Annotated in this window: 12 protein-coding genes; 5 read left to right on the top strand and 7 right to left on the bottom strand. The window is 72.5% G+C overall.

Going from position 1 to position 12,199, the window contains the following annotated elements:
• Window positions 1–55: 55 nt before the first annotated feature.
• Entirely contained in the window at window positions 56–688 is a 633-nt protein-coding gene (locus ACFQ53_RS11850; RefSeq protein ID WP_377859885.1) for a regulatory protein RecX, read from the top strand.
• Window positions 689–710: 22 nt separating this feature from the next.
• Here the strand turns inward: ACFQ53_RS11850 and ACFQ53_RS11855 are convergent, their stop codons facing one another.
• From ACFQ53_RS11855 to ACFQ53_RS11880, 6 genes are all read right to left on the bottom strand, one after another.
• Window positions 711–1,580 carry an amino acid ABC transporter permease gene (locus tag ACFQ53_RS11855; RefSeq protein WP_377859887.1) on the bottom strand — a complete coding sequence of 290 codons (870 nt, stop codon included), beginning with the start codon at window positions 1,578–1,580 and terminating at the stop codon, window positions 711–713.
• Complete coding sequence (locus ACFQ53_RS11860; protein ID WP_377859889.1) at window positions 1,577–2,224, bottom strand: amino acid ABC transporter permease; 648 nt, start codon at window positions 2,222–2,224, stop codon at window positions 1,577–1,579. Before ACFQ53_RS11860 ends, ACFQ53_RS11855 begins: the two co-directional genes overlap by 4 nt.
• A 24-nt stretch (window positions 2,225–2,248) precedes the next feature.
• A complete protein-coding gene (locus ACFQ53_RS11865) occupies window positions 2,249–3,229 on the bottom strand; it encodes a glutamate ABC transporter substrate-binding protein (protein ID WP_377859891.1) in 981 nt (326 codons plus the stop codon).
• 47 nt (window positions 3,230–3,276) lie between these two features.
• Window positions 3,277–4,056 carry an amino acid ABC transporter ATP-binding protein gene (locus ACFQ53_RS11870; protein WP_377859893.1) on the bottom strand — a complete coding sequence of 260 codons (780 nt, stop codon included), beginning with the start codon at window positions 4,054–4,056 and terminating at the stop codon, window positions 3,277–3,279.
• Between the two features lie 171 nt (window positions 4,057–4,227).
• Window positions 4,228–4,971 (bottom strand): glycerophosphodiester phosphodiesterase, encoded by a 744-nt coding sequence (locus ACFQ53_RS11875; RefSeq protein WP_377859895.1) that lies wholly within the window; start codon window positions 4,969–4,971, stop codon window positions 4,228–4,230.
• Between the two features lie 155 nt (window positions 4,972–5,126).
• A complete protein-coding gene (locus ACFQ53_RS11880; protein ID WP_249480700.1) occupies window positions 5,127–5,609 on the bottom strand; it encodes a YbjN domain-containing protein in 483 nt (160 codons plus the stop codon).
• A gap of 109 nt (window positions 5,610–5,718) precedes the next feature.
• Between ACFQ53_RS11880 and miaA the strand changes: the two genes are divergently transcribed.
• Window positions 5,719–6,660: a tRNA (adenosine(37)-N6)-dimethylallyltransferase MiaA gene (gene miaA, locus ACFQ53_RS11885; protein WP_377859897.1), complete on the top strand. Its 942-nt coding sequence runs from the start codon at window positions 5,719–5,721 to the stop codon at window positions 6,658–6,660.
• A gap of 10 nt (window positions 6,661–6,670) precedes the next feature.
• Window positions 6,671–7,579 carry a diaminopimelate epimerase gene (dapF, locus tag ACFQ53_RS11890; protein ID WP_377859899.1) on the top strand — a complete coding sequence of 303 codons (909 nt, stop codon included), beginning with the start codon at window positions 6,671–6,673 and terminating at the stop codon, window positions 7,577–7,579.
• Window positions 7,580–7,716: 137 nt separating this feature from the next.
• On the opposite strand, the gene ACFQ53_RS11895 is transcribed toward dapF, so the two are convergent.
• Window positions 7,717–8,334 carry a class I SAM-dependent methyltransferase gene (locus ACFQ53_RS11895; protein WP_377859901.1) on the bottom strand — a complete coding sequence of 206 codons (618 nt, stop codon included), beginning with the start codon at window positions 8,332–8,334 and terminating at the stop codon, window positions 7,717–7,719.
• Between the two features lie 96 nt (window positions 8,335–8,430).
• On the opposite strand from ACFQ53_RS11895, the gene hflX reads away from it, so the two are divergent.
• On the top strand, window positions 8,431–10,038 hold the full coding sequence (gene hflX / locus ACFQ53_RS11900; RefSeq protein ID WP_377859903.1) for a GTPase HflX: 1,608 nt from the start codon (window positions 8,431–8,433) through the stop codon (window positions 10,036–10,038).
• 189 nt (window positions 10,039–10,227) lie between these two features.
• The gene (locus ACFQ53_RS11905) at window positions 10,228–12,198 is read left to right on the top strand and encodes an ATP-dependent DNA helicase (RefSeq protein WP_377859958.1); all 1,971 of its coding nucleotides are present in this window, start codon (window positions 10,228–10,230) and stop codon (window positions 12,196–12,198) included.
• The last annotated feature ends 1 nt before the right edge of the window (window position 12,199 follow it).

A 12,199-nucleotide genomic window follows, 5' to 3' on the forward strand; every position in this document is an offset into this window, starting at 1 on the left:
GCGGCGGCATGCACCCCATGCCGCCGCGCGCTCTCGTCCCCAGGACTCCTGAGCCATGACACCGACGCACTCCTCAGCCCCGCGCCGCGCGCCCGTGCATCGCGATCTCGCCGCGCGCACCGACGAGATCCTCTCCCGCGCACCCGCCGAGCCCACGGAGGCCGAGCGCGAGCGCGAGAAGCAGATCGTCTCCCAGTGCCGTTACCTCATGCGCCTTCTCGCCACGAGACGCCGCAGCGTCGGGGAGATGTCCGCGCGACTGCGCGAGCGCGAGGTCCCGGCCGATGTGGCCCACGAGGTCATGCAGCGGATCGCCCGCGCGGGCCTCATCGACGACGCGGCCTTCGCCCGCGACTGGGTGGCCCAGCGCCGGGAGCTCCGCGGCCTCGCGGACGAGGCCCTGCGGCGCGAGCTCGAGGCGAAGGGCGTCGCGGACGCCGACATCGACGCGGCACTGGTGGCGCAGGCTGGCACGCCGCAGCATGCGGAGCTCGAGGAGGAGGAGCGGTGCCGCGAGCTCGTGCGCGGCCGGATCGCACCGGAGAGCCGCCGCACCGACATGGAGGACCGGGCCCAGCGGGCCCGTATGGCCCGCCGTCTCGAGGGATACCTGCGCCGCCGCGGCTATGACGGTGCGCTCATCCGGCGGGTGGTCTCGAGCGAGCTGCTCGCCGCCACCGGACGCTGACGGAGGGAGCTGCGGCGGGGCGTCACTCCTCCACGAGCGTCGTCGTGCGCGCCACGCGGGCGCCCCTCCGCTGCAGACGGCCATGGCGCTGGACCCACACTGCCAGGCGCGAGAGCAGCACGTTGAGCGTCACGAACACGGCGGCGCCCACGGCCAGCAGCGGGAGCAGGTAGTCGGCATTGGTGAGGGCGTCGGCGACCCGGCTGATCTGCCGCAGCAGCTCCGCGTAGCCCACGATGTACCCGAGCGAGGAGTCCTTGATGAGGACGACGCCCTGGGCGATGAGCGAGGGGAGCATCATGCGCACCGACTGCGGCAGCTGGATCGTGCGGTAGATCAGGCCGCTGCGCATCCCCAGCGAGTACGCGGCCTCGGTCTGGCCGGCCGGCAGCGCGCTGATGCCCGCGCGCAGGATCTCCGCGAAGACCGCCGCGTTGTAGACGACGAGGCCGAAGACCACGGCGACCAGGGGCGAAGCACCGGGAAGCACCAGGATCCCGAACAGCATGACGAGCACGACGGGCAGCGCGCGGAAGACCTCGATCACTGCCGAGGCGAGCCACCGCAGACCGCGCCACGGCGCCGAGCGGAGCGAGATCAGGAGGATCGCGAGGATCATCGCGAGCGGCAGGGAGATCACTGCGGCCAGCAGTGTGTTGAGGAGTCCTCGGAAGACGGCCGACCAGATGTCCTGCACCTGGTAGCCGGCGAAGTTCGGGGGCGCCTCGAAGAGGATCCTCCAGCGGTCGTCGAACACGCCGTTGGAGGCGAGACGCCACCCCAGCACCGCCAGGACGATGATCACGGCCGCGCCGACCACCCAGCTCACGCGGCGTTCGCGCCGCTTCTCGTCGGGCCCGGGGACGTCGTACAGGACAGGACCGCTGCTCATCGTGCGAACGCCGCCTTCCGTTCGAGGGCCGCCGCGAGACGACCGAGCGGGATGCAGATGATCAGGTAGCACAGCGCGATGCCCACGAGGATCGCGATGACGTCCGAGGAGTGCGCGTTCGTCAGCCGCTTCGACAGCGCGAACAGCTCGAGCACGCTGAACGCACCTGCGACCGACGTGTTCTTCACGAGGGCGATGAGCACGCTGATCAGCGGCGGGATCGCCGTGCGGAAGGCCTGGGGGAGCACCACGATCGCGAGGTTCTGGCCGAACGACATGCCCAGCGAGCGCGCCGCCTCCGCCTGGCCCACCGCCACCGAGTTGATGCCGGAGCGCACCGCCTCCGCGACGAACGCCGAGGTGTAGCACGTCAGCGCGATCACCGCCGCCACCTTGTAGGCGAAGGTGAACCCCATCGAGGGAGTCACGAACACGAAGAAGAAGAACACGATCGTGAGCGGGGTGTTGCGCAGGAACTCGGTGTACACCGTCGCCACGGTGCGCAGCGGCGCGTAGGGGGAGACCCGCATGGCGGCGAGCAGCGTCCCCACCAGCAGTGCGAGCACTCCGGCGGTGACGGCGAGGAAGAGGGTGGTGGTGAACGCGTCCCAGACAGCGGCGCGCGAGGCGAGGAGGCTTCCCATGGGCGGCGGCTCGGCGGCGGGCGCTCAGTAGCGGTCGATCTTGGGCGGGTCCGGGGTGGGCAGGACCTGCCCGGCCGTGGACTTCCAGGCCTCCGCCCAGCTGCCGTCGTCGTAGGCCTTCTGGAGGGTGTCGTTGATGAACTCGCGGAAATCGTCGTCGCCCTTCTTCAGACCGATCCCGTAGGGCTCCTTCGTAAAGGTCTTGCCGTCGTCGACCATCTGCAGCTTGTCCTTGTCCGCGGCGACGAAGCCGGCCAGGATCACGTTGTCGGTGGTGACCGTGTCGGCCTGACCGTTGTCCAGGGCGGTGACGCACTTGGAGTAGGTGTCGAAGGTGACGAGCTTGGCGTCGGGGTAGTTCTCGTCGATGTTCTGCGCGGGGGTCGAGCCCTCGACCGAGCAGACGTTCTTGTCCTTGAGATCGTCCGGTCCCGTGATCGCGTCGTCGCCCTTCTTCACCATGAGCGCCTGGCCGGCGGTGTAGTACGGGCCCGCGAAGTCGACGACCTTCTTGCGCTCGTCGTTGATCGTGTAGGTCGCGACCACGATGTCGACCTGGCCGTTCTGGATGAACGGTTCGCGGTTCGCCGAGACGGTCTCGGTCCACTCGATCTTGTCGGCCTTGATGCCCAGGGCCGCGGCGATCATCTTCGCGATCTCGACGTCGAAGCCGGTGGGCTTGCCATCCGGCCCCGCCTGGCCGAACAGCGGCTGGTCGAACTTGGTGCCGACGGTGATCTTCCCGGCGTCGGCGAGCTTCGCCATCGTCGAGCCCTCCTCGAAGCTCGAGGAGTCGACATCGGCGACGTCGTCGGAGGCGTCGTCGCCTCCTCCGCACGCGGCGAGGGTGAGCGCCGCGGCGGCGCCGACCGTGCCGGTGAGGAAGACGCGCCGGCTGAGGGCGCCTGGGCGCAGGGAGAGACCGGTGAGACCGATGCGATCGGCGGGGTCGGTGGGGGAGGACCGGTGCTCGGTGGGGATGTGATCGGGACGCTGGCGTGACATGGCGGGCTCCTTCGGTGCCTCGGGTGCCGGGCGGCTCTGCGCGGCGGTCAGTGGTGGAGGATCTTGGACAGGAAATCCTTCGCGCGCTCGGACTCGGGCGCGGTGAAGAAGCGGTCGGGCGGGGCGACCTCGAGGATCCGCCCCGCGTCCATGAACACGACCCTGTCGGCCGTGCGACGTGCGAAGCCCATCTCGTGGGTGACCACGATCATGGTCATCCCCTCGCGCGCGAGGTCGGTCATCACCTCGATGACCTCGTTGATCATCTCGGGGTCGAGGGCCGACGTGGGTTCGTCGAACAGCATGAGCTTGGGCTGCATCGCCAGGGAGCGGGCGATCGCGACCCGCTGCTGCTGACCGCCCGAGAGCTGTGCGGGCAGCTTCTGCGCCTGGTCGGCCACGCCCACCCTCTCGAGCAGGCTCATGCCGAGCTCCTCGGCCTCGCGGCGCGGCAGCCTCTTGACCTTGATGGGGGCGACGGTGACGTTGCCCAGCACGCTCTTGTGCGCGAAGAGATTGAAGGACTGGAAGACCATGCCGACCTCCGCCCGCAGTCGCGCGAGACCGGGCCCGGAGGTGGGGAGCGGACTGCCGTCGATCGTGATGTCGCCGGAGTCGACGGTCTCCAGGCGGTTGATCGTGCGGCACAGCGTCGACTTCCCCGACCCCGAGGGGCCCAGCACCACGACCACCTCGCCCGCGTCGACCTCGAGATCGATGTCCCGGAGCACGTGGAGGTCCCCGAAATGCTTCTGCACCTCTCGCATCGTCACGAGAGGAGGGGCCGTCCCGGACTCTCTCCGGGACGCAGATGTGGTCTGGGTCATGGCGCGACCGTACGCTCTCCGGGCCGCGCGCATCCTCGCTCGAGCCGCTCCGTTACCCCATGGTGACCTTCGCGGAGCCCTCGTGGACGGGCCGCATCCTGGTCGCATCACGACTTCCGCGCTCGCCCCGGAGAACGCCGACGCCGCCTCCGCCGCTCGCGCTCACACGGGTCAGCGCGCCCCGACACCCCCGCGATCTGCCAGGGCGCGGCGGGCCCATGCCGGATCGTCGCTCGTGACCGTGTCGACGCCGAGGTCCACCGCGCGGTGCAGGGGCTCCTCGTCGTTGATGGTCCAGGCGTTCACGAGGTGCCCGGCCTGATGGGCGCGGGCGACGTCGGCGTCCGGCAGCTTCGACATCTGCAGGCTGACCGCCTCGGTCCGGAGCTCCGCGGCGAGCGCCCAGAAGTCCTCGTCGGCGACGTGCGTGACCGCCGAGAGCGGGATCTGCGGCGCCACGGCGCGGGCGGCGCGCAGCGCCTCGGGCTTGAAGGAGATGATCCAGGCGGGGGCCACCCCGTCGATGCTCTGGTCCAGGTCACGGTCGACGAGCAGCTGCGCGGTCTGCTCGGCCGCCGCGACGGCCTTGACCTCGACGTAGATCGGGACGCCCGCACCCTGGGCGATGTCGAGCACGGCCTCGAGGGAGGGGACGCGCTCGCCGTCCGGCAGCAGCACGGTGTCGAGCTCGGCGCGGGTCAGCTCCGCGAGGGGCCCGCTGCGCAGCGGCGAGTCCTCGGCGGCGGTGCGGTCGATCGTGGTGTCGTGCATGATCACGAGCTGGCCGTCGGCGCTCAGGTGCACATCGCACTCGAGCAGGTCCGCGCCCGCGTCGACGCCGGCGCGGAAGGCGCGCAGCGTGTTCTCGGGTGCGAGCCTCGCGGCGCCGCGGTGTCCTACGATCTTCGGCTGCATCAGCCGATCACCTCCTGCAGGTCGTCATGGTTCTCGTCGAGGATCTTCTGGACGGCCTCGGCGATCGGCACGAGCCCGGTGTTCCGGCACGGACATCAGAGCGGTCGGAACCCGATGCCGGGGCGCTCGCGACGGGTCGTCGGGGCGGGGCGGGCTCAGGCGTCGAGCTCGTCGACCTCTGCGCCCAGTCGCTCCTCGAGCTCGTGGAAGAACGCGATGACGGTACGCAGCCCGCACTCGATCGCACGGTCGATCTGCTGATCGGAGGCGCCCGAGCTGAAGTCGGAGGTGACCTCGCCGTACAGCCCCAGCAGGCCCTCGGACTCGCGTCGCACGTACACCTTCGGCCAGACGCGGCTCATGTTCCACTCGTTGCAGAGCTTGAGCATCTCGGGCTTGTGGGCGCGCGAGACGGAGCGGTTCCAGCGGCCGCGGATCTGCAGCACGCTCCCGGCCTCGCCGGTGAGCATGAACTGGAAGCGGTAGTCGTCGAACCGTGCGCGCAGCACCTCGGGATGATCGGTGTCCTCCACGAAGGCATAGCCGTGGCCGGACAGCGCCGCCTCGACGCGGTCGGTGCTGATCGGATCCAGACCCTCCATCGACGCGGTGGCGGAGGAGGCCTGCTGCTGTGTCACCTGGAACCTCGTGGACGTAGGGGCGATCGGGACGCGCCCCACACTAGCCCCTTGCGCGCGCGAGGGCACCGCCGGGGTCGTCCACGGCACTCCGGGTACAGTGCGCAGCATGCCCGCGCCCGCCCCGCACCCTCCGATCCTGGCGATCGTCGGCGCGACCGCCACGGGCAAGTCCGATCTGGCGCTCGACCTCGCCGAGAGCCTGGACGGCGAGATCGTCAACGCGGACGCGCTGCAGCTCTACCGCGGGATGGACATCGGCACCGCGAAGGTCGGTGCCGCCGAGCGCGAGCACGTCCCGCACCATCTGCTGGACGTGCTCGACGTGACCCAGGAGGCCAGCGTCTCCGCCTACCAGCGCGAGGCCCGCGCGGCGATCGCGGCGATCCGCGCCCGCGGGCACGTGCCCGTCGTCGTCGGTGGGTCCGGGCTGTACGTGCGCGCCCTGCTCGACGACATCCGCTTCCCGCCCACGGATCCCGACGTCCGCGACCGTCTGGAGCGCCGCGCGGAGAGCGAGGGCGTCGGCTCCCTGCGCGCCGAGCTCGAGCGCACCGATCCCGAGGCCGCCGCGGCGATCGGCGCGCAGGACGTGCGGCGCATCGTGCGCGCTCTCGAGGTCGGCGAGATCACCGGGGGCTCCTTCCGCGCCTTCCTCCCGCGGCGTGAGTACCTGGACCCCGCGACGCTGCAGATCGGTCTGCGCCGCGAGCGCGAGGAGCTGCGTGAGCGGGTCGCCGTGCGCGTGGACCGGATGGTCGAGCAGGGCCTGCTCGACGAGGTCCGCGCCCTGCGCGCGCAGGGGCTCGACGAGGGCGCGACCGCGCGCCGCGCGATCGGGTACGAGCAGGCGCTCGCCGTCCTCGACAGCGCCATGACGTGCCGCGAGGCGATCGACGCGACGGTCGCGGGGACCCGGCGCCTGGTGCGCAAGCAGGACACCTGGTTCCGGCGCGACGAGCGCGTGGCCTGGCTGCCGGCGTCCTGCGACGACCTCCTCGCACGTGCGCTGGACCTCGTCGCCGCGCATCGCGCGGAGGTGCGCGCGTAGGCTTCCCGGCATGCCGACACACCGTGACGAGTCCTCCGCGGCCACCGCCGCCGCGCCCCTCGCGCTGCGCTTCACCAAGGGGCACGGCACCCGCAACGACTTCGTGGTCCTCGACGACCCGGAGGGCGCCCTCGCGCTCGACGCGTCCGTGGTCACAGCGCTCGCGGACCGCCGCGGCGGCATCGGCGGCGATGGCGTGATCCGCGTGGTGCGCACCCGCGCCGCCGGCATCGAGGCCCCCGCCGACGCCCCCGAATGGTTCATGGACTACCGCAACGCCGACGGCTCGATCGCCGAGATGTGCGGGAACGGCGTGCGCGTGTTCGCGGCCTTCCTCTCGCGCGCGGGGCGGCTGCCCGGGGGCGACGCGCCCCTGGACATCTGGACCCGCGCCGGCGTGCGCCGCCTCGAGGTCCTCGCGGATCCGCCGGCCCCCGGCGACCCCTGGCAGGTGCGCGTGGGCATGGGCCCCGCCGGCGTGTCCGACGGGCCCGCCCGCACGGTGCGCATCGCCGGGCACGAGCTCCCCGCCTGGGACGCGGACATGGGCAATCCCCACGCCGTGGTCGAGCTGCCCGAGGACCTGGTGCTCGAGGACCTCGACCTGACCGTCCGCCCGGGCCTCGACCCCGAGCCCGAGCACGGGGCGAACATCGAGTTCGTCGTCCGCCGCGGCCCCGCGCACGTGGCGATGCGCGTCTTCGAGCGGGGCGTCGGCGAGACCCAGTCCTGCGGGACGGGCGCGACGGCCGTCGGTGTGGTCTCGGCCCTGTGGGCCGGGGACGACGGCAGCGGCCCCTGGAGGGTGGACGTGCCCGGCGGGACCCTCGAGGTCGCCCGCGCCGAGGACGGCCAGGTCACCCTCGCCGGCCCCGCGCAGCTCGTGGCCGACGGGGAGACGTCGCTCCCGCACGCCTGACCGCCTCGGTGTCGGCCGATCGGCCGATGGGCCCCGCACGATCGCCCCCGCATGATCGGCTCCCACACGAGCGATCGGCTTCCGCCCGGCTGCTCGGGCTCTCGCGTCCGCGGTCGCGTGCACCCGTGGAGGCGCGCTCAGCCCTCTTCGCGCGGACCGACCTCGAGGATCCGGAAGCCCTTGGCGCTCGCGACCTTCTGCACCGTGCGTCCGGGCAGTTGGTCGTCCAGCCATGCGGCCAGGGGATCCGCGCCGAGGTTCCTGCCGACCACGAGGCCGGCCGTCCCCTGCGCGGAGAGGCGCCCGCACCAGCGCAGCAGGAGATCGTGCAGCTCCTGCTTGCCGATCCGGATCGGCGGGTTCGACCGGATGGTGTCGAACAGCAGCTCGGAGGGGACGTCGTCGGGCGCAGCGACATGCACCTGCAGGCCCAGTCGCTCGGCGTTCTCCGCGGTGACCTCGCGGGCGCGCTCGGAGACGTCGACCGCCCAGACCTCCGCATCGGGGTGGAGCAGTGCGGCGCTGAGCGCGATCGGCCCCCAGCCGCAGCCCAGGTCGAGGATCCGTGCCCCTGCCGGCACCGGGGCGAGCGTGTCCAGGCGGTCCAGGAGCACCGCGGTCGCCTTGTCCAGTCCGCGTGCGGAGAACACCGCGCGGGAGGTGACCAGGTCCCGCTCGGCGCCGGCGAGCCGCACGGTCAGCGGCAGGCGGGAGGCGTCGGTCGCGCTGGTGGGGGAGAAGTAGTGCTCGGACACGGACACAGCGTACGCATCGGGCCCACCCGGACGGCGTCCGTCGGTGCGCCCTGGGCATAAATCTCTCGCCCCGCGCGCCGGGGCGTGGGATTCTTGATGCTCACGATCCGCCTCACGGCAGATCCTCGCAGCACCCCGTCCGACGCACCCCACAGGAAGAAGGCCGCCACCGTGCCGATCGCTTTTCACCCGGACTCCGAGAACGTCCCCGCGCAGGAGCACGGCGGCGAGGAGGCCGCCGGAGCGGATGAGCGCACGAGCAGCGACCCCCTGACCCGTCGGATCCTCGCGCGCGGCGACGCCTCCGTCTCCGCCGTCACCTACGCCTCGGACACCGACGGCGAGCAGCTCGACCTCGCCGACCGCCGCGCGCTGCGCCGTGTCGCGGGCATCCGCACGGACATCGAGGACGTCACCGAGGTCGAGTACCGCCAGCTGCGCCTCGAGCGCGTCGTCCTCGCCGGCATCTACACGTCCGGCAACTCCGAGGACGCCGAGAACAGCCTGCGGGAGCTCGCCGCGCTCGCCGAGACCGCCGGCTCCGAGGTGCTCGACGGCGTCATGCAGCGCCGCCAGCACCCCGACCCCGCGACCTTCCTGGGCAAGGGCAAGGCGGCCGAGCTCGCCGAGATCGTCACCGAGACCGGTGCGGACACGGTCGTGGCCGACGGGGAGCTCGCGCCCAGCCAGCGCCGCGCCCTCGAGGACATCGCCAAGGTCAAGGTCGTCGACCGCACGGCGCTGATCCTCGACATCTTCGCCCAGCACGCCAAGTCCCGCGAGGGCAAGGCGCAGGTCGAGCTCGCACAGCTCGAGTACCTGCTGCCGCGCCTGCGCGGCTGGGGCGAGTCCATGTCCCGCCAGGCCGGCGGGCGCGTCGCCGCGGGCGGCGCGGGCATGGGCTCCCGCGGACCCGGCGAGACGAAGATCGAGCTGGACCGTCGCCGCATCCGCACGCGCATGTCCAAGCTGCGCCGCGAGATCAGGGAGATGGCTCCGAGCCGCGAGGCCAAGCGCGCCGACCGCCATCGCCGCGAGGTCCCGGCCGTCGCGATCGCCGGCTACACCAACGCCGGGAAGTCCTCGCTGCTGAACCGGCTCACGAGCGCCGGCGTCCTCGTGGAGAACGCCCTGTTCGCGACGCTGGATCCGACGGTGCGGCGGGCCCAGACGCCCGACGGCCGCGAGTTCACCTACGCCGACACGGTGGGCTTCGTGCGCCATCTGCCCACGGAGCTCGTCGAGGCCTTCCGCTCGACGCTCGAGGAGGTCGGCGACGCCGACCTGCTGCTCCACGTGGTCGATGCCTCCCATCCCGACCCCGAGGGCCAGATCCGGGCCGTGCGCGGCGTGCTCGCCGACATCGACGGCTTCGACGTCCCCGAGATCATCGTGCTGAACAAGGCCGATATCGCGTCCCCCGAGACGATCGCGCGCCTGCGCAGCCTGGCGGGGGAGTCCGCCGTGGTCTCCGCGCGCACCGGCGAGGGCGTCGACGCGCTGCGCGACCTCATCGCCGACCGCCTCCCGCGGCCCGCCGTCGAGATCGACACCGTCGTGCCGTACACGCGCGGCGACCTCGTCTCGCGCGCGCACTCGACCGGGGAGATCCTCGACGAGGAGCACCTGCCCGAGGGCACGCGCCTGCACGCGCGGGTCGACTCCGCGCTCGCCGCGGAGATCCAGTCGCTCGTCGGCGCCTGAGGCCGCGACCGAGGGACTGTGCCAGAGGGCCGCGCCCGAGGGCGTCGGCTCCTCCCTGGCGGACGTGACGAGTCCCCTCCGCGGGCCCCGACGCGCCTCGGCGATGCGCGCACGGCCCGCGGCTAGGGTGGGCCGGTGCCTGCCGCCCGTGAAGCCTCCGCGTCGTCCATCGCCGATCTCGACGTGCTCATGGAAGCCGCCGTGGAGGGACTGGAGGGGACGCGCCGCGAGGGACAGACCCGGATGGCGAGCGCGGTCGACACGGCCCTCGAGGGGCAGCGCCATCTGCTGGTCCAGGCCGGCACCGGCACCGGCAAGTCGCTCGCGTACCTCGTGCCCGCTCTGCGCCACGCGGTCGTGACGGGACGGCCGGTCGTGGTCTCCACGGCGACCATCGCCCTGCAGTCGCAGATCGTGCGCAAGGACCTCCCGCGCATCGTCGAGGCGCTCGCCCCACACCTCCCGCGCACACCCACGTTCTCCCTGCTCAAGGGGCGCGGGAACTACCTGTGCCTGCACAAGATCGACGGCGGCTACCCGAGCGACATCGACCCCGGGGCGCTCTTCTCCCAGACCGCCGCCGATCCCGCGAGCGGCTCCTCCGAACGCCTCGGGGAGCAGGTGAAGCGGCTGCGCGAGTGGTCGGCGCTCACCGACACGGGCGACCGCGACGACCTGGACATGCCCGTCTCCGACCGCGCCTGGCACCAGGTCTCGGTGACCGGCTCGCAGTGCCTGGGCGGGCACTGCCCGCTCGTGGACCAGTGCTTCGCCGAGCGCAACCGCGCCGTCGCCCGCGAGGTCGATCTCGTGGTCACGAATCACGCGCTGCTCGCGATCGACTCCTTCGACAACCACGGCATCATCCCCGACCACGATGCGGTGGTCTTCGACGAGGCGCACGAGCTCACGTCCCGCGTGACGAGCGCCGTCACCGACCAGTTGACCGTGGGCATGGTGCGCGGGGCCGTCCGCGAGCTGCGCGGGCTCGGCGTCGCCGCGACCGCCCTCGACGACGCCGGCGAGGAGCTGAACACGGTCCTTCCCGAGCTGCCCGACGGGAGGGTCATGGGCGCCCTGCCCAGCGCCGCCGCCGATGCCCTCGTCCACCTGCGCACGGAGGCCCGCGGTGCCCACGCCGACGCCAAGGACGCCGGCGGCGATGCCCCGACGGCGGCCGGCGCCCGCAAGGCCGTGCGCGCGAACCTGCAGGAGATCGTCGACGTCTGCGAGCGCCTCACCGCGCCCGACGAGGACGACGTCGTCTCGGTCTCCCACTCCGAGCGCACCGGGCGCTCGAGCCTCCAGGTCGCCCCGCTCGATGTCGCCGGCGCCATGCGCGGACGCATCCTCGAGGACACCACCGCGGTGCTGACGTCCGCGACGCTCGCCCTCGGCGGGCGCTTCGAGCCGCCCGCCCGCGCCATCGGCCTGGGCTCGCGCCGACGCATGGACGCCGAGGACGTCCCCCCGCTCGAGGACCGCAGCGCGTGGGCCGGGATCGATGTGGGCAGTCCCTTCGACTATCGCCGCCAGGGCATCCTCTACGTCGCCTCCCACCTGCCCGCGCCGGGCCGCGAGGGCCCGTCGCTCGCGATGCTTGATCACCTCACCGCGCTCGTCGAGGCCTCGCGCGGCGGGGCGCTCTGCCTGTTCTCGTCGAGGCGGGGAGCGGAGGTCGCCGCCGAGCACGTGCGCGCGCGTCTCGACCTGCCCGTCGGCCTGCAGGGGGAGGACTCCCTGCCCCGGCTCGTCGAGCAGTTCCGCGGCGACGACACCGCGAGCCTGTTCGGGACCATCGGGCTGTGGCAGGGCGTGGATGTGCAGGGACGCACGTGCCGACTGGTGACCATCGACCGCCTGCCGTTCCCGCGCCCCGACGATCCGCTGACCTCCGCACGCTCGGAGCGGGCCGACGCGGAGGGCAGCAGCGGATTCATGCAGGTCTCGGTGCGCCATGCCTCGCTGCTGCTCGCGCAGGGCGCCGGTCGCCTGATCCGCTCGCACGAGGACCGCGGCATGGTCGCGGTGCTCGACCCGCGTCTGCGCACCAAGCGCTACGGGGCCGTGCTGCGCGAGGCGATGCCGCCGCTGTGGCCGACGCAGGATCCCGAGGTCGCGCTCGCCGCCCTCGGACGACTGGCCCGCGCGGGGGACTGAG

The sequence above is a fragment of the Brachybacterium sp. NPDC056505 genome, assembly GCF_042794925.1.
Taxonomy (GTDB): domain Bacteria; phylum Actinomycetota; class Actinomycetes; order Actinomycetales; family Dermabacteraceae; genus Brachybacterium; species Brachybacterium kimchii.